At 67.5% G+C, this 17,257-nt stretch carries 14 protein-coding genes; 13 read left to right on the forward strand and 1 reads right to left on the reverse strand.

Annotated elements, in window-relative coordinates:
- The first annotated feature begins 68 nt into the window (after nt 1–68).
- From SB751_RS09715 to SB751_RS09775, 13 genes are all read left to right on the forward strand, one after another.
- Complete coding sequence (locus tag SB751_RS09715; protein ID WP_280527775.1) at nt 69–1,982, forward strand: propionate--CoA ligase; 1,914 nt, start codon at nt 69–71, stop codon at nt 1,980–1,982.
- A gap of 137 nt (nt 1,983–2,119) precedes the next feature.
- On the forward strand, nt 2,120–4,489 hold the full coding sequence (locus SB751_RS09720) for a bifunctional salicylyl-CoA 5-hydroxylase/oxidoreductase (protein WP_410748000.1): 2,370 nt from the start codon (nt 2,120–2,122) through the stop codon (nt 4,487–4,489).
- 1 nt (nt 4,490) lies between these two features.
- A complete protein-coding gene (locus SB751_RS09725; protein WP_144201782.1) occupies nt 4,491–5,291 on the forward strand; it encodes an SDR family NAD(P)-dependent oxidoreductase in 801 nt (266 codons plus the stop codon).
- Between the two features lie 40 nt (nt 5,292–5,331).
- Nucleotides 5,332–6,183 (forward strand): enoyl-CoA hydratase family protein, encoded by an 852-nt coding sequence (locus SB751_RS09730; RefSeq protein ID WP_144201780.1) that lies wholly within the window; start codon nt 5,332–5,334, stop codon nt 6,181–6,183.
- Nucleotides 6,184–6,208: 25 nt separating this feature from the next.
- The gene (locus SB751_RS09735; protein ID WP_284454349.1) at nt 6,209–7,390 is read left to right on the forward strand and encodes an acyl-CoA dehydrogenase family protein; all 1,182 of its coding nucleotides are present in this window, start codon (nt 6,209–6,211) and stop codon (nt 7,388–7,390) included.
- 25 nt (nt 7,391–7,415) lie between these two features.
- Nucleotides 7,416–9,116, forward strand: coding sequence for an AMP-binding protein (locus SB751_RS09740; protein WP_211943750.1), 1,701 nt, complete (start codon nt 7,416–7,418; stop codon nt 9,114–9,116).
- Nucleotides 9,113–9,538 carry an acyl-CoA thioesterase gene (locus SB751_RS09745; RefSeq protein ID WP_211943749.1) on the forward strand — a complete coding sequence of 142 codons (426 nt, stop codon included), beginning with the start codon at nt 9,113–9,115 and terminating at the stop codon, nt 9,536–9,538. The genes SB751_RS09740 and SB751_RS09745 overlap by 4 nt, the downstream gene beginning before the upstream one ends.
- 12 nt (nt 9,539–9,550) lie before the next feature.
- Nucleotides 9,551–9,973 (forward strand): RidA family protein, encoded by a 423-nt coding sequence (locus SB751_RS09750; protein ID WP_410748001.1) that lies wholly within the window; start codon nt 9,551–9,553, stop codon nt 9,971–9,973.
- A gap of 295 nt (nt 9,974–10,268) precedes the next feature.
- Nucleotides 10,269–11,405 carry a glutamine-hydrolyzing carbamoyl-phosphate synthase small subunit gene (carA, locus tag SB751_RS09755; RefSeq protein ID WP_144201770.1) on the forward strand — a complete coding sequence of 379 codons (1,137 nt, stop codon included), beginning with the start codon at nt 10,269–10,271 and terminating at the stop codon, nt 11,403–11,405.
- A gap of 37 nt (nt 11,406–11,442) precedes the next feature.
- Nucleotides 11,443–12,117, forward strand: coding sequence for a leucine efflux protein LeuE (gene leuE / locus SB751_RS09760; protein ID WP_144201768.1), 675 nt, complete (start codon nt 11,443–11,445; stop codon nt 12,115–12,117).
- A gap of 78 nt (nt 12,118–12,195) precedes the next feature.
- On the forward strand, nt 12,196–15,444 hold the full coding sequence (gene carB / locus SB751_RS09765; protein WP_144201767.1) for a carbamoyl-phosphate synthase large subunit: 3,249 nt from the start codon (nt 12,196–12,198) through the stop codon (nt 15,442–15,444).
- 194 nt (nt 15,445–15,638) lie between these two features.
- A complete protein-coding gene (greA, locus tag SB751_RS09770; RefSeq protein ID WP_144201765.1) occupies nt 15,639–16,115 on the forward strand; it encodes a transcription elongation factor GreA in 477 nt (158 codons plus the stop codon).
- Nucleotides 16,116–16,128: 13 nt separating this feature from the next.
- Nucleotides 16,129–16,632: a DUF4149 domain-containing protein gene (locus SB751_RS09775; protein WP_144201763.1), complete on the forward strand. Its 504-nt coding sequence runs from the start codon at nt 16,129–16,131 to the stop codon at nt 16,630–16,632.
- 56 nt (nt 16,633–16,688) lie between these two features.
- On the opposite strand, the gene SB751_RS09780 is transcribed toward SB751_RS09775, so the two are convergent.
- Nucleotides 16,689–17,195 carry a YhbY family RNA-binding protein gene (locus tag SB751_RS09780; RefSeq protein WP_144201761.1) on the reverse strand — a complete coding sequence of 169 codons (507 nt, stop codon included), beginning with the start codon at nt 17,193–17,195 and terminating at the stop codon, nt 16,689–16,691.
- Between the last annotated feature and the right edge of the window lie 62 nt (nt 17,196–17,257).

Below are 17,257 nucleotides of genomic sequence, written 5' to 3' on the forward strand. Positions count from 1 at the left end.
CCGATAGTTCCACCGATAGACCGGCGCCCCACGCGCTGGCACACTGGCCTGGACCAAAGACACGCCGGATCAGGCGGAGGAGACACACCATGACGGCAAGCCGTGCCCTGCATGCGCGATCGCTGTCCGACCCGGCGGGGTTCTGGGCGGAACAGGCGAAGCGGATCGACTGGGAGACACCCTTCGAGACCGTGCTCGATGACAGCCGGCCGCCCTTCGCGCGCTGGTTCGTCGGCGGGCGTACCAACCTCTGCCACAACGCCATCGACCGCCATCTGGCGGACCGCGCCGACCAGCGCGCGCTGATCTACGTGTCCACCGAGACGGACCAGCAGCGCGTCTACACCTACGCCCAGCTTCATGACGAGGTGCAGCGCATGGCCGCCATCCTCCAGGGGCTTGGCGTGCGCAAGGGCGACCGCGTGCTGGTGTACATGCCGATGATTCCCGAGGCGATGTTCGCCATGCTGGCCTGCGCCCGCATCGGCGCCGTGCATTCGGTGGTCTTCGGCGGGTTTGCCTCGGTGAGCCTTGCTGCGCGCATCGACGATGCCAAGCCGAGCGTGATCGTGAGCGCCGACGCAGGCTCCCGCGCGGGCAAGGTCGTGCCTTACAAGCCGCTGCTGGACGAAGCGATCCGCCTTGCCGGCCATCATCCCGACAAGGTGTTGCTGGTCAACCGTGGCCTCGCGGACATGCCGGTCACCGCTGGCCGCGACGAGGACTACGCCGCCTGGCGCGAGCGCGTGGCCGGGCAGGTGGTGCCCTGCGCCTGGCTGGAGTCGAGCGAGCCTTCGTACGTGCTCTACACCTCCGGCACCACCGGCAAGCCGAAGGGCGTGCAGCGCGATACCGGTGGCTATGCGGTGGCCTTGGCCACGTCGATGGAGTACATCTTCTGCGGCAAGCCCGGCGACACGATGTTCACGGCGTCGGACATCGGCTGGGTGGTGGGGCACAGCTATATCGTCTACGCGCCGCTGCTGGCGGGCATGGCCACGGTCATGTACGAAGGCACGCCGATCCGGCCCGATGGCGGCATCCTCTGGCAGATCGTGGCGCAGTACGGCGTGAACATCATGTTCAGCGCGCCGACGGCGATCCGCGTGCTCAAGAAGCAGGACCCGGCGCTGCTGCGGCGCCACGACCTGTCCAGCCTGCGGCTGCTGTTCCTGGCCGGCGAGCCGTTGGACGAGCCCACCGCGCGCTGGATCCAGGACGGCATCGGCAAGCCCGTGGTGGACAACTACTGGCAGACCGAATCCGGCTGGCCGATCATTGCCATCCAGCGCGGCGTGGAGGCGCTGCCGCCCAAGCTCGGTTCCCCCGGCGTGCCGGCCTATGGCTACGACCTGCGCATCGTGGACGAGGTTACCGGCGAGGAATGCCCGCCGAACCAGAAGGGCGTGGTGGCCATCGACTATCCGCTGCCGCCGGGCTGCATGAGCACGGTCTGGGGCGATGACGAACGCTTCGTCAAGACCTATTGGTCCGCCGTGCCGAACCGCCAGTGCTACTCGACCTTCGACTGGGGCGTGCGCGACGAGGACGGCTATGTCTTTATCCTCGGCCGCACCGACGATGTGATCAACGTGGCGGGGCACCGGCTGGGCACGCGCGAGATCGAGGAAAGCCTGTCCTCGCACCCCGGCGTGGCCGAGGTGGCCGTGGTGGGCGTGCAGGACGCGCTCAAGGGGCAGGTGGCGATGGCGTTCTGCATCGCCCGCGACGCGGCCCGCACCGCCACGCCGGCGGACTGCCAGGCGCTGGAGGGCGAGCTGATGAAGACGGTGGACCAGCAACTGGGCGCGGTGGCGCGGCCGGCGCGGGTCTATTTCGTCAACGCGCTGCCCAAGACGCGCTCCGGCAAGCTGCTGCGCCGGGCGATCCAGGCTGTGGCGGAGGGCCGCGACCCGGGCGACCTGACCACAATTGAGGACCCCACAGCACTTGAGCAGGTCAAGACCGCCATGGCGGGCTGACTGCCTATATATATAGGGGCGAAGTCGGTGCGGCTCGGGAGCATTCCTCGGCCGTGCAGATTTCGCTTGCCACGACTTCCCCTGCAGCCTAATATTTTAAGCATAAAATATTTAACCATGATGTAGTGAGGCGAGCGATGCGCGTGCTTTGCATAGGCGGTGGCCCATCGGGCCTGTATTTCGGGCTGCTGATGAAGCTGCAGGACCCCGCCAACGAGGTGGTGGTGGTGGAGCGCAACCGGCCGTACGACACGTTTGGCTGGGGCGTGGTGTTCTCCGACGCCACGCTGGAAAACCTGCGCCAGGCCGACCCCGAGAGCGCGCGCGAGATCGACGCCGCGTTCAACCACTGGGACGACATCGACATCCATATCGGCGGCCGCACCATCCGCTCGGGCGGCCACGGCTTTATCGGCATCGGCCGCAAGCGGCTGCTGAACATCCTCCAGGCGCGCTGCGAGGCGCTGGGCGTGCAGCTCGTGTTCGAGACCGATGTGGCCGATGACCAGGCGCTGGCGCGCCAGTACGGGGCCGACCTGGTGATTGCGTGCGATGGCATCAACAGCCGCATCCGCACGCGCTACGCCGAGACCTTCGCGCCGGATATCGACACCCGCCAGTGCCGCTTCGTCTGGCTCGGCACGCACAAGCTGTTCGACGCGTTCACGTTCGCCTTCGAGAAGACCGGGCACGGCTGGTTCCAGGCCCATGCGTACCGCTTTGACGACACCACGTCCACGTTCATCGTCGAGGCCCCCGAGCGCGTCTGGCGCGCCGCCGGCATCGAGCAGATGAGCCAGGAGGAGGGCGTGGCCTTCTGCGAGCGCCTGTTTGCGCGCCATCTGGACGGTCACAAGCTCATCAGCAACGCCACCCATCTGCGCGGCTCGGCCATCTGGATTCGTTTCCCGCGCGTGATCTGCCACCGCTGGGTGCACTGGAACACGCTGGACGACGGGCGCCGGGTGCCGGTTGTGTTGATGGGCGATGCAGCGCATACGGCACATTTTTCGATCGGCTCGGGGACCAAGCTGGCGCTGGAGGATGCCATCGACCTCGCCAACGCCATCGGGCGCGCGCACGGCGGCATCGACGGCCTGCCCGAGGCGTTGACGCACTATGAGGCCACCCGCAGCGTGGAAGTGCTCAAGATCCAGAACGCCGCGCGCAACTCCACGGAATGGTTCGAGAACGTGGAGCGCTACGCGGACAGCCTCGCGCCCGAGCAGTTCGCCTACTCGCTGCTCACCCGCTCGCAGCGCATCTCCCACGAGAACCTGCGCGTGCGCGATGCCGGCTACGTGGCGGACTTCGAACAATGGCTGGCCGCCCAGGCCGGCGTGCCGCCCGAGACGCTGCACCTGCGCGCCGCCGATCCCCAACACGGCCTGCCGCCGATGTTCACGCCGTACCGCGTGCGCGGCGTCACCCTCAAGAACCGCGTGGTGGTCAGCCCGATGGCGATGTATTCGTCGGTCGATGGCGTGCCGGGCGATTTCCACCTCGTGCACCTGGGCGCGCGGGCGCTGGGCGGGGCGGGCATGGTCGTGGCCGAGATGACCTGCGTGTCCCCGGACGCGCGGATCACGCCGGGCTGCCCCGGGCTGTGGAACGACACCCAGCGCGATGCGTGGCGCCGGATCGTCGATTTCGTCCACGCCAACAGCGACGCGAAGATCGCCATCCAACTGGGCCATGCGGGCCGCAAGGGCTCGACCCAGCTGGGCTGGGAGAAGATGGACTACCCGCTGGCGGCGGGCAACTGGCCGCTGATCTCGGCGTCGCCGCTGCCCTACCTGCCCGGCATCTCGCAGATGCCGCGCGAGATGACCCCCGCCGACATGGCGCAGGTGCGCGATGACTTCGTGGCCAACGCCCGCCGCGCGGCGGAAGCGGGCTTTGACTGGCTGGAACTGCACTGCGCCCACGGCTACCTGCTCTCCAGCTTTATCTCGCCGCTGACCAATCTGCGCACCGACGCCTATGGCGGCACGCTGGCGAACCGGCTGCGCTTTCCGCTCGAGGTCTTTGCCGCGGTGCGCGCGGTCTGGCCGGCGGAGCGGCCGATGTCGGTGCGGATTTCCGCGCACGACTGGGTGGAGGGCGGCATCACCGCCGACGACGCGGTCGCCATCGCGCGCGCGTTCAAGGCGGCCGGCGCGGACATGATCGACTGCTCTTCCGGGCAGGTCAGCCCCGACCAGGCCCCCGTCTATGGCCGGATGTACCAGACGCCGTTCGCGGACCGCATCCGCAACGAGGCTGGCATCCCGACGATTGCCGTCGGCGCCATCTTCGAGGCCGACCATGTGGACAGCATTGTCGCGGCGGGCCGTGCCGACCTGTGCGCGATTGCCCGCCCGCATCTGGCCGATCCGGCCTGGACGCTGCACGAGGCCGCGCGGCTCGGCTTCCGCGACGTGACCTGGCCGAAGCAGTACGTGGCCGGCAAGCGCCAGCTCGAAACCAATCTGGAACGCGCGGCCGGTGTGCCGCCGGGGAAGTGACATGACGCCATCCCCATCCTTGATTGGCAAGCACGCGCTCGTCACCGGCGGCGGGCGCGGCATCGGGGCCGCCATCGCCCGCCAGTTGCTGGGCGAAGGCGCCAGCGTGACGCTGCTGGGCCGCGATGCCGCCACGCTCGACGCCACCGTCACCACGCTGCAGGCGCACCGGCTCGGTGACGCCTCGGTAGGTGCCGTGTGTGCCGACATCGCCGATCCCGCCAGCGTGGAAGCGGCGTTCGCCGCCGCCACCTCAGCGCGCGGCCCCATCACGCTGCTGGTCAACAACGCCGGGCAGGCCCACAGCGCACCGTTCGGCAAGACCGACCTCGCACTGTGGCAGCGCATGCTTGACGTCAACCTGACCGGCACCTTCCTGTGCACGCAGGCCGCGCTGCCGGCAATGCTGGGCGCGGGCTGGGGGCGCATCGTCAACGTGGCGAGCACGGCAGGGCTGATCGGCTACGGCTACGTCAGCGCCTACTGCGCGGCCAAGCATGGCGTGATCGGCCTCACGCGGGCGCTGGCGCTGGAGCTGGCCGCCAAGGGCATCACCGTCAACGCGGTCTGCCCCGGCTACACCGAAACCGACATCGTGCGCGACGCGGTGGCGAATATCGTCGGCAAGACCGGCCGCACGGAAGACCAGGCGCGGGCCGAGCTGGCCGCGCGCAACCCGCAGCGCCGGCTGGTACAGCCGGACGAGGTGGCCGATGCCGTGGCGTGGTTGTGCCGTCCGTCGGCCTCCGCCATCACGGGGCAGGCCGTGCCCGTGGCGGGCGGCGAAGTCATGGCCGGCTGACATCGAACAAATTCGAAAGCGAAAGCGAGAGAGACAACCCATGAGCGAGATTGCACTGCACATGCATCACCACAAGCGCCCGTTTGCCGATTACCAGCCCCGGCACTTCCTGTGGTCGGTGTCCGGCGACGGCAAGGTGGCCACCATCACGCTGAACCGGCCCGAGCGCAAGAACCCGCTGACCTTCGATTCCTACGCGGAACTGCGCGACCTGTTCCGCGGCCTCTGCTACGCCACCGACATCAAGACCGTGGTGGTGACCGGCGCGGGCGGCAATTTCTGCTCGGGCGGCGATGTGCACGAGATCATCGGCCCCCTCACCAAGATGAGCATGCCCGAACTGCTCGATTTCACCCGCATGACCGGCGATCTGGTCAAGGCGATGCGCGCCTGCCCGCAGCCGGTGATCAGCGCCATCGACGGCATCTGTGCCGGGGCCGGGGCGATGATGGCGCTGGCCTCGGACCTGCGGCTCGGCACTTCGCAGGCGAAGACGGCCTTCCTGTTCGTGCGCGTGGGGCTGGCCGGCGCGGACATGGGCGCGTGCTCGCTGCTGCCGCGCGTGATCGGGCAGGGCCGGGCGAGCGAGCTGCTCTACACGGGCCGCGCGATGACCGCCGAGGAAGGCCAGCAATGGGGTTTCTTCAACGCGCTCCACGCGCCGGACGCCGTGCTGGCCGCCGCCCAGGCGCTGGCCGCCCAGATCGCGGCGGGGCCGACCTTCGCGCATGGCGTGACCAAGAAGCTGCTGCATCAGGAATGGAACATGGGGCTGGACGAGGCGATCGAGGCCGAGGCCGAGGCGCAGGCCATCTGCATGCAGACGAAGGACTTCCGCCGCGCCTACGACGCCTTCGTGGCGAAGCAGAAGCCGGTGTTCGAGGGCGATTGAGGCGGATAGAGGCCACGGAGCATCCATGAGCGACAAGACCTACCTCGACCTGCCGTTTTTCGACGATGCGCACCGGGCGCTGGAGCGCGACCTGGACGCGTGGTGCCGCACCGCGCTGGCTCACGTCGATCACACCGATACGGACGCCGCCTGCCGGGCGCTGGTGCGGCAGCTGGGCGACGCCGGCTGGCTGCGCTACTGCGTGCCGGCCGCCCACGGCGGCGCGCTGCCGGCGCTGGACTCGCGCGCGCTGTGCCTGCTGCGCGAAACGCTGGCCCGCCACGACGGGCTGGCCGACTTCGCCTTCGCCATGCAGGGGCTGGGCTCGGGCGCGATCACGCTGGCCGGCAGCGACGCCGTGCGCGCCCATTACCTGCCGCGCGTGGCGCGCGGGGAGGCCATTGCCGCGTTCGCACTGTCCGAGCCCGAGGCTGGCTCCGATGTGGCGGCAATGCAATGCAGCGCGCGGCTGGCCGAGGACGGCAGCCACTACGTGCTGAACGGCAGCAAGACGTGGATTTCGAACGGCGGCATCGCCGATTTCTACTGCGTGTTTGCCCGCACCGGCGAGGCACCGGGCGCGCGCGGCATCACCGCCTTCGTGGTGGATGCCGACACGCCGGGCCTGCGCATTGCCGAGCGGATCGACGTGATCGCCCCGCACCCGCTGGCCACGCTGCAATTCGACAACTGCCGCGTGCCCGTGGGCCAGCGGCTGGGCGAGCCGGGGCAGGGCTTCAAGGTGGCGATGATGACGCTCGACATCTTCCGCGCCTCGGTGGCGGCGGCCGCGCTGGGCTTCGGCCGGGCCGCGCTGGACGATGCGCTGGCGCGCGCCACCAGCCGCCCGATGTTCGGCGGCGTGCTGGCGGACCTGCAACTGACCCAGGCCGCCATCGGCGACATGGCTACGGCAGTGGACGCCGCCGCGCTGCTCACCTACCGCGCCGCGTGGCTGCGCGACGTGCGGGGCGTGCGCACCACCCGGGAAGCGGCGATGGCCAAGATGGTGGCCACCGAGAACGCCCAGCAGGTCATCGACCGTGCCGTGCAGATGTTTGGCGGGCTCGGGGTGAAGGTCGGCACGCGCGTGGAAAGCCTGTATCGCGAGATCCGTTCGCTGCGGATCTATGAAGGCGCCACCGAGGTGCAGAAGCTGATCATCGCGCGCGAGACGCTGGCCGCGGCCGAGCGCAGCCGGTCGTAAATCGACGAAAACAGGAGAGACAAGCATGGCCGCCCCCGCCCCTGCCGCTTCCACTTCCACGACTTCCACGCGCGATACCGTGGTCGATACCTTCGCCCGCGACCGCCTGCCGCCACCGGCGCAATGGCCCGAATTCCGCTTCAACGCCGACACCACCTATCCGGCGCGGGTGAACGCCGCCGAGGCGCTGGTGGACCACCACGTGGCAGCCGGGCAGGGCGCCCGCGTGGCCATACGGCACGAGCGCGACGGCCGCATCGAGACCGTGACCTATGCCGAGCTGGCCGCGCTGGTCAGCCGCATCGCCCATGTGCTGGTGGAGGATATGGCGCTGGTGCCCGGCAACCGCGTGCTGCTGCGCGGGCCGAACAACCTGATGATGGCGGCCTGCTGGCTGGCCACGCTGAAGGCCGGGCTGATCGCCGTGCCGACCATGCCGCTGCTGCGCGCGAAGGAGCTGAAGCAGGTCATCGACAAAGCCGAGGTGGGCGCGGCGCTCTGCGATGCCCGGCTTCAGGCCGAACTCGATGCCAACCGGCTGGCCGGCGGCGAGCACTTCTGCCCCAGCCTGAAGACGGTGCGCTACTTCAACGGCACCGGCCCGGACGCGCTGGAGACGGCGCTGGCCGGCAAGCCCGACACCTTCACCGCCTGCGACACCGCCGCCGACGACACCTGCCTGATCGCCTTCACCAGCGGCACCACCGGCCAGCCCAAGGGCACGATGCACTTCCACCGCGACGTGCTGGCGATGTGCGACCTGTTCCCGCGCCACGTGCTCAAGCCCACGGCGGACGACATCTTCTGCGGCACGCCGCCGCTGGCGTTCACCTTCGGGCTGGGTGGGATGCTGTGTTTTCCGCTGCGGATCGGGGCGAGCACGGCGCTGGCCGAGAAGCTCACGCCCGAGACGCTGCTGAAGCTGATCCAGGATCACCGCGCGACCATCGTCTTCACGGCTCCGACCTTCTATCGCCAGATGGCCACGCTGGCGCCGCAGTTCGACCTCTCCAGCCTGAAGAAGAGCGTCTCCGCCGGCGAGGCGCTGCCGGACGCCACGCGCCAGGCGTGGAAGGCGGCCACCGGCATCGAGATGACCGATGGGCTGGGCGGCACTGAAATGATGCACATCTTCATCTCCAGCGCCGGCGCCGACGTGCGCCCCGGCGCGGTGGGCCGCGTGGTGCCGGGCTACGAGGCCCGCATCGTCGATGAAGCCATGCAGCCGGTGCCGCCGGGTACGGTCGGCAAGCTGGCCGTGCGCGGGCCCACGGGCTGCCGCTACCTGGACGACCCGCGCCAGGCCAACTACGTGCGCGATGGCTGGAACCTGCCGGGCGATACCTTCATGGCCGACGCCGATGGCTACTACTTCTATCAGGCGCGCTCGGACGACATGATCATCTCGGCCGGCTACAACATCGCCGGACCCGAGGTGGAAGGCACGCTGATGCGCCACGAGGCCGTGGCCGAGTGCGGCGTGGTGGGCGCGCCGGACCCCGAGCGCGGGCAGGTGGTGATGGCCTACGTGGTGCTGCGGCCCGGCGTGGAGCCGGGCGACGCCACGCGCGCCGCGCTGCAGGACTACGTGAAGCGCGAGATCGCGCCTTATAAATACCCACGCCGGATCGAGTTCGTGGCCGCGCTGCCGCGTACCGAGACGGGCAAGCTGCAACGGTTCCGGCTGCGCCAGCTGGCCGCCGGGGCGGAGGGCGGCCAGCCATGAGCGAGGTATTCCGCAACACGGTGCGGGTGCGCTTCAAGCACTGCGACACGGCCGGCATCGTGTTCTATCCGCGCTACTTCGAGATGCTGAACGACTTGATCGAGGACTGGTTCGCCGATGGGCTCGACTGGCCGTTCGACGCCATGCATCTCGCCGGCCACGCCGGCGTGCCGACCGCCGAACTGCAATGCCGCTTCACAGCGCCGAGCCGGCTGGGCGAGTTGCTGACGCGCGAGTTGCGCGTGACGCACATCGGACGGACCAGCTTCGCCATCGACACCCGCTTTGGCGGGCCGGACGGCAGCACCCGCCTGACGGTGGCGCAGCGGCTCGTCTGCGTCGATACCCAAACCATGACGCCAACGCCGCTGCCCGACCGGGTACGCACCGCGATGGCGCGCTACCTTCATTCCCACGCATAACCGGATCGTCATATGTTGAAAACGCTGCAACCGCCCGACTGGGCACCGCCCCGGGGCTACGCCAACGGCATCCTTGCCGAGATGACGGTCGGCAGCCGCCTGATCTTCGTCGGCGGCCAGATCGGCTGGAATGCCCAGTGCGAGTTCGAGACCGACGACTTCGCGCTCCAGGTGGCGCAGACCCTGCGCAATATCGTGGCGGTGCTGGCGGCGGGCGGGGCGCGCCCCGAGCACATCGCGCGTATGACCTGGTACGTGAAGGACAAGGCCGCGTATGTGGGCGCCTATAAGGCCATCGGCCAGCACTATCGGGAAATCATCGGCCGGCACTTCCCGGCGATGACGGCGGTGGAGGTGGCGGATCTCGTGGAGCCGCGCGCCCAGGTGGAGATCGAGGTCACGGCGGTGGTGCCGGCGGCTGTGTCGGCAGGTTAGTGGCGGCGCTGTATATAACCGATCACGGCAGGGCTTGCCATCGCAAGTCCTTGAAAACTTGAGAAATTGGGCACGGCGGGATATAATTCGAAAGTTTCGCTTTCAGAACCCTTCACCCTAGCGCCTACCGTATTCCACCTTCCGCCGCCCCATCCGCGCGCGCCGTTCGTGCACTGCACAAAGTGACGAATGAGACGCAGCCGGCCGGTCCCTCGCCCATGCGCGCGAGGCGCCGCCCCGGGGCACGAGGCGTTGAGCAGGTCGGTCACGGGGTGAGTCCAGCAGGAGCCTACCCGTGTTACCGTCTTTTCCGTCCGCCATTCTCGCGCTTGCAGACGGCACGGTCTTTCGTGGCTATTCCATCGGCGCTTCCGGCCATACCATCGGCGAAGTGGTGTTCAACACCGCTATCACCGGTTACCAGGAAATCCTCACCGACCCGAGTTATTCCCGGCAGATCGTCACGCTGACGTATCCGCATATCGGCAATGTCGGGGTGAATCGTGAGGACGTCGAAGCCACGAAAGTCCATGCCGCCGGCCTGATCATCAAGGATCTGCCGATTCTGGCCTCGAGCTTCCGCAAGGAACACACGCTCGCCCACTACCTCAAGCAGGAAAAGGTGGTGGCCATCGCCGGCATCGATACCCGCAAGCTGACCCGTATCCTGCGCGAGAAGGGTGCCCAGAACGGCTGCATCCTGGCTGGCGAGGACAACGTCCAGAAGGCTATCGACCTGGCCCGCTCGTTCCCCGGCCTGGCCGGCATGGACCTGGCCAAGGTGGTGTCGGTCAAGGAACCGTATGAATGGACCCAGAACGAGTGGAAGCTCGGCGAGGGCTACGGCAAGCTGGACAAGCCGCAGTTCCACGTGGTGGCCTATGACTACGGCGTCAAGTTCAACATCCTGCGCATGCTGGCCGAGCGCGGCTGCAAGGTCACGGTGCTGCCGGCCCAGGCCAGCGCCGCCGACGCCCTGGCGCTGAATCCGGACGGCATCTTCCTGTCCAACGGCCCCGGCGACCCCGAGCCGTGCGACTACGCCGTGGCCGCCACGCGCGAGTTCATCGCACGCGGTATCCCCACCTTCGGCATCTGCCTGGGTCACCAGATCATGGCGCTGGCCGTGGGCGCCAAGACCCTCAAGATGAAGTTCGGCCACCATGGCGCGAACCATCCGGTCAAGGACATGGATGATGGTCGTGTGGTGATTACGTCGCAAAATCACGGTTTCGCCGTGGATGCGGCCACGCTGCCGGCCAACGTGCGCGTCACGCACACGTCGCTGTTCGACGGCTCGCTGCAGGGCTTCACGCTGACGGACAAGCCGGCGTTCTGCTTCCAGGGTCACCCGGAAGCCTCGCCCGGCCCGCACGACGTGGCCTACCTGTTCGACCGCTTCATCAAGCTGATGAAGGGCGCGAAGCAGTAAGCCGCCGCGAACGAGAACAAGGACACAGCGAGAAACCATGAACGCGTTCATGCACGCCAGCCTGGGCATTACCGATTTCTGGACCTTTGTGCTCGGCACGATCTTCATCGTGCTGCTGCCGGGGCCGAACTCGATGTACGTGCTGTCGGTGGCCGCCCAGCGTGGCGTGCGCGCCGGCTACCGGGGGGCGTGCGGCGTGTTCCTGGGCGACCTGATCCTGATGGTGCTGTCGGCTGCGGGGGTGGCGTCGCTGCTCAAGGCCAGCCCGGCGCTGTTCTACGTGGTCAAGACCATCGGTGCGGCCTACCTGGCCTGGATCGGCTTCCAGATGCTGCGCGGCGCGCTGCGCAGCTGGTCGCAGCGGGGCGAGCCCGGGCAGCCGGCGACGGCAGTGCCGGTCGAGCGCACCACGGACCCGTTCGGCAAGGCGCTCGTCATCAGCCTGCTGAACCCGAAGGCCATCCTGTTCTTCATCTCGTTCTTTATCCAGTTCGTGGACCCGCAGTTCGCGCGCCCGGTGCTGTCGTTCGTGGCGCTGGGGCTGGTCTGCCAGATCTGCAGCTTTGCCTACCTGACCACCATCATCCTTGTGGGCGCGCGGCTTGCCGAAGCGTTCCGCCGGCGCCGCAGGCTGTCGGCAGGCATGGCGAGCGGCGTGGGAGCCATGTTCATCGGCTTCGGCGCGAAGCTGGCAACGGCCACGCTGAACTGATCCGGCGAGTCGCAATAACCTGAATATCCGGCGCGGCGCGCGACACCTTCGCGCACCGGCCACCAAAGAGAGCGTGCAATGCCAAAACGCACAGACATCAAGAGCATCCTCATCATCGGCGCGGGCCCCATCATCATCGGGCAGGCGTGCGAATTCGACTACTCCGGCGCCCAGGCCTGCAAGGCCCTGCGCGAAGAGGGCTACAAGGTCATCCTGGTCAATTCGAACCCGGCGACCATCATGACGGACCCGAATACGGCCGACGTGACCTACATCGAGCCCATCACCTGGGAGGTGGTCGAGCGCATCATCGAGCGCGAGCGTCCCGATGCGATCCTGCCGACCATGGGCGGCCAGACCGCGCTGAACTGCGCGCTGGACCTGCATCGCCATGGCGTGCTGGACAAGTACAAGGTGGAGCTGATCGGCGCGTCGCCGGAAGCCATCGACAAGGCCGAGGACCGCCAGAAGTTCAAGGACGCGATGACCAAGATCGGTCTCGGTTCGGCAAAGTCTGGTATCGCGCACTCGATGGACGAGGCCGTGGCCGTGCAGTCGCGCATTGCAGCGGACACCGGCACGACGGGCTACCCGATCGTGATCCGCCCGTCGTTCACGCTGGGCGGCTCAGGCGGCGGCATTGCCTACAACCGCGAGGAATTCGAGGAAATCTGCAAGCGCGGCCTGGACCTGTCGCCGACGCGCGAGCTGCTGATCGAGGAATCGCTGCTGGGCTGGAAGGAATACGAGATGGAAGTGGTCCGCGACAAGGCGGACAACTGCATCATCATCTGCTCGATCGAGAACCTGGACCCGATGGGCATCCACACCGGCGACTCGATCACCGTGGCCCCGGCGCAGACGCTGACCGACAAGGAATACCAGATCCTGCGTAACGCCTCGCTGGCCGTGCTGCGCGAGATTGGCGTGGATACGGGCGGCTCGAACGTGCAGTTCTCGATCAACCCGGCCGATGGCCGCATGATCGTGATCGAGATGAACCCGCGCGTGTCGCGTTCGTCGGCACTGGCCTCGAAGGCCACCGGCTTCCCGATCGCCAAGGTGGCGGCCAAGCTGGCCGTGGGCTACACGCTGGACGAGCTGAAGAACGAGATCACCGGCGGCCAGACCCCGGCGTCGTTCGAGCCGTCGATCGACTACGTGGTCACCAAGGTGCCGCGTTTCGCCTTCGAGAAGTTCCCGCAGGCCGACAGCCACCTGACCACGCAGATGAAGTCCGTGGGCGAGGTGATGGCCATGGGCCGCACCTTCCAGGAGTCGTTCCAGAAGGCGCTGCGCGGCCTGGAAGTGGGCGTGGACGGCCTGGACGAGAAGTCGACCGACCGCGACGAGGTGGTGGAAGAGATCGGCGAAGCCGGCCCGGACCGCATCTGGTACGTGGGCGACGCGTTCCGCCTGGGCATGTCGCTCGAGGAAGTGCATGCCGAGACCGCCATCGACCCGTGGTTCCTGGCCCAGATCGAGGACATCGTGAAGACTGAGTCCATCGTGCGCAACCGCACGCTGGCCAGCCTGTCGACGCCTGAACTGCGCCTGCTCAAGCAGAAGGGTTTCTCGGACCGCCGCCTGGCGAAGCTGCTCAAGACCGACGCCAAGTCGGTGCGCGAGGCGCGGATCGCCCAGAACGTGCGTCCGGTCTACAAGCGCGTGGACACCTGCGCGGCCGAGTTCGCCACCAACACCGCCTACATGTACGGCACGTACGAAGCCGAACACGGCGAGTGCGAGGCCGAGCCGACCGCCAACAAGAAGATCATGGTGCTGGGCGGTGGCCCGAACCGGATCGGCCAGGGCATCGAGTTCGACTATTGCTGCGTGCACGCCGCGCTGGCGCTGCGCGAAGACGGGTACGAGACCATCATGGTCAACTGCAACCCGGAAACCGTGTCGACCGACTATGACACCTCGGACCGCCTGTACTTCGAGCCGCTGACGCTGGAAGACGTGCTGGAAATCGTCGACAAGGAAAAGCCGGTTGGCGTGATCGTCCAGTACGGCGGCCAGACCCCGCTGAAGCTGGCGCTGGACCTGGAAGCCAACGGCGTGCCCATCATCGGCACCAGCCCGGACATGATCGACGCCGCGGAAGACCGCGAGCGCTTCCAGAAGCTGCTGCAGGAACTGGGCCTGCGCCAGCCGCCGAACCGCACCGCGCGGGCCGAGGACGAGGCGCTGCGCCTGGCCGAGGAAATCGGCTACCCGCTGGTGGTGCGCCCGTCGTACGTGCTGGGTGGCCGCGCGATGGAAATCGTGCACGAGCCGCGTGACCTCGAGCGCTACATGCGCGAGGCCGTGAAGGTGTCGCATGACTCCCCGGTGCTGCTGGACCGCTTCCTGAACGACGCGATCGAATGCGACGTGGACGCGCTGAGCGACGGCCAGCGTGTGTTTATCGGCGGCGTGATGGAGCACATCGAGCAGGCTGGCGTGCACTCGGGCGACTCGGCTTGCTCGCTGCCGCCGTACTCGCTCTCGCAGGCTACCGTGGACGAGCTGAAGCGCCAGACTGCCGCCATGGCCAAGGCCCTGAACGTGATCGGCCTGATGAACGTGCAGTTCGCCATCCAGCAGCACAATGGCGAAGACACCGTGTACGTGCTGGAAGTGAACCCGCGCGCCTCGCGGACCGTGCCGTATGTGTCGAAGGCTACCGGCCTGTCGCTGGCGAAGATCGCCGCGCGCTGCATGGCCGGCCAGTCGCTGGACTCGCAGGGTATCGGCGAAGAGGTGGTGCCGCCGTACTTCAGCGTCAAGGAAGCCGTGTTCCCGTTCAACAAGTTCCCGGGCGTTGACCCGGTGCTTGGACCCGAGATGCGCTCCACCGGTGAAGTGATGGGCGTGGGCAAGGTGTTCGGCGAGGCACTGTTCAAGAGCCAGCTGGCTGCCGGTTCGCGCCTGCCCGAGAAGGGCACCGTGCTGATCACCGTCAAGGACAGCGACAAGCCGCGCGCCGTGGGCGTGGCCCGCATGCTGCACGACCTGGGCTACCCGATCGTCGCCACGCGCGGCACGGCGTCGGCCATCGAGGCGGCGGGCATCCCGGTGCGCGTGGTCAACAAGGTCAAGGATGGCCGTCCGCACATCGTGGACATGATCAAGAACGGCGAACTGGCGCTGGTGTTCACCACGGTGGACGAGACGCGCACGGCTATCGCCGATTCGCGTTCGATCCGCATTGCCGCGCTGGCTGGCCGGGTGCCTTACTACACCACCATTGCCGGCGCCCGCGCCGCAGTGGAGGGCCTGAAGCACATGCAAAGCCTGGAGGTTTACGACCTGCAGAGCCTGCACAAGCAACTGGCCTGATTGCTGCGCTGCCAGACCCGCTGGGTTGATACCGGCGGGCTTTCTGGCCTACACTACGTCGAATTCGTCGATTGAACGGCCTTCGGGCCGTTCGGTCCTATCCGAAAGCCGCGGTCGAGCGGAAGTGCTTCCGGCAACCTTGCCGGGAGCATGGCTCCAGCTCCGCTGCGGCTCATTTTTTTGTTGAACGAGATATGAGCACCATTCCGATTACCAAGCGTGGCGCTGAACTCCTGAAGGAAGAACTGCAGCGCCTCAAGGCCGTCGAACGTCCCGCGGTGATCACGGCGATCTCCGAAGCCCGCGCGCAGGGCGATCTGTCGGAAAACGCCGAGTACGACGCCGCCAAGGAAAAGCAGGCCTTTATCGAAGGCCGCATCCTGGAAGTGGAGTCGAAGCTGTCGGCTGCCCAGGTTATCGATCCGACCCAGCTCGACACGGACGGCCGCATCGTCTTTGGCGCCACTGTGGACCTGGAAGACCTGGGATCGGGCAAGGCCGTGAGCTACCAGATCGTCGGCGACGACGAAGCCGACCTCGACAGCGGCAAGATTTCGGTCAGCTCGCCCATCGCCCGGGCCCTGATCGGCAAGTTCGAAGGCGACGTGGCCGTCGTGCTGGCCCCGGGTGGCGAGCGCGAATACGAAGTGATCACCGTCCGCTACGTCTGACGGGCGCCCACACGTGTTCTCCTCCTCATATTCGAACCTGCCGCCGCTGCCACACCGGATTTTCCTGCTGCTGACCGTCGTCTGGGCAGGCAGTTTGTGGACAGTAGGCTACATGGTGGCGCCGACGCTGTTTTCGGTGCTGCCGAGCCGCGAGATGGCGGGCATGATTGCCGGCCACCTGTTCCGGACCGAGGCGATCCTCGGCATCACGGTAGGCGTGCTGCAACTGGTCTTGTGCAATGTGATGATCCGCCGTGGCGCCCAGCGCTATCGCACGCTGCGCTGGATCGTGCTGGCCATGCTGGTTTGCGTGCTGGCTGGCTACTTCGGCGTGCAGCCGTTCATGGAAGGGCTCAAGGTCCGCGCGCAGGCGCTGAACCTGGGCGTCTCCGAATCGCCGTTCAAGGGCCAGTTCGGCATGCTGCACGGCGTGTCGAGCGTCATCTACCTCGTGCAGAGCATCCTGGCGCTGGTGCTGGTGTGGCGCGCTGCGGCGCCGCGTTCGGCCGGGGAATAAAAAAACGCCCGCGCAAGCGGGCGTTCTTCAGGCCAGAACAGGCAGGGCAGGGCGGATCAGCCCAGCGCCTTCTTCTTCTGGCTGCTGGGGCGGGCGCGCAGGCGCTTGACGTTGCCGCCCTGGGTCACGCGCTCGTTGCCGAGTACGGTCACTTCCTTGCGGGTAGGCCGGCGGTTCGGCGCAGCGCTGGGCTTGCGGACCGTCACGGTGCGCGGCGCGGCGCCAGTGGTCGGACGGCGCGGGGCCATGCGACCCAGTTCCTCGGGCCGGTTCTCTTCCAGGCGGGCCGGACCCGGACGCCAGATCACGAGCAGCTTGCCGATATGCTGGATGGGTGCAGCGTCGAGTTCGTCGCAGATGGCTTCATAAATGGCGATGCGCGTGGCGCGCTCGTCGCCGAATACACGGATCTTGATCAGATCGTGAGCCGCCAGGCTCCGGTCGATCTCGGCCAGGACCGCGCGGGTCAGGCCTTCCGCGCCGACCATGACCACGGGGTTCAGACCGTGGGCGCGGGCGCGGAGGGAGGAGCGTTGGGCAGGTATCAGTTCTAGTGCGGGCATGTCAGGGCGCAAAGCGGAATGGCGCGTATTATCCGCCAAAATGGCGCCGGCAGGCGGTAAAT

This window comes from Cupriavidus sp. SIMBA_020 (genome assembly GCF_046535395.1).
In the GTDB taxonomy this organism is placed as follows: Bacteria; Pseudomonadota; Gammaproteobacteria; order Burkholderiales; family Burkholderiaceae; genus Cupriavidus; species Cupriavidus campinensis.

Bases quoted from the DNA above. Each gene is read 5' to 3' on its own strand.
- SB751_RS09720 (WP_410748000.1), top strand. From the start codon at position 2,120: ATGCGCGTGCTTTGCATAGGCGGTGGCCCATCGGGCCTGTATTTCGGG.
- SB751_RS09725 (WP_144201782.1), top strand. From the start codon at position 4,491: ATGACGCCATCCCCATCCTTGATTGGCAAGCACGCGCTCGTCACCGGC.
- SB751_RS09730 (WP_144201780.1), top strand. From the start codon at position 5,332: ATGAGCGAGATTGCACTGCACATGCATCACCACAAGCGCCCGTTTGCC.
- SB751_RS09735 (WP_284454349.1), top strand. From the start codon at position 6,209: ATGAGCGACAAGACCTACCTCGACCTGCCGTTTTTCGACGATGCGCAC.
- SB751_RS09740 (WP_211943750.1), top strand. From the start codon at position 7,416: ATGGCCGCCCCCGCCCCTGCCGCTTCCACTTCCACGACTTCCACGCGC.
- SB751_RS09745 (WP_211943749.1), top strand. From the start codon at position 9,113: ATGAGCGAGGTATTCCGCAACACGGTGCGGGTGCGCTTCAAGCACTGC.
- SB751_RS09750 (WP_410748001.1), top strand. From the start codon at position 9,551: ATGTTGAAAACGCTGCAACCGCCCGACTGGGCACCGCCCCGGGGCTAC.
- leuE (WP_144201768.1), top strand. From the start codon at position 11,443: ATGAACGCGTTCATGCACGCCAGCCTGGGCATTACCGATTTCTGGACC.
- carB (WP_144201767.1), top strand. From the start codon at position 12,196: ATGCCAAAACGCACAGACATCAAGAGCATCCTCATCATCGGCGCGGGC.
- greA (WP_144201765.1), top strand. From the start codon at position 15,639: ATGAGCACCATTCCGATTACCAAGCGTGGCGCTGAACTCCTGAAGGAA.
- SB751_RS09780 (WP_144201761.1), bottom strand. From the start codon at position 17,195: ATGCCCGCACTAGAACTGATACCTGCCCAACGCTCCTCCCTCCGCGCC.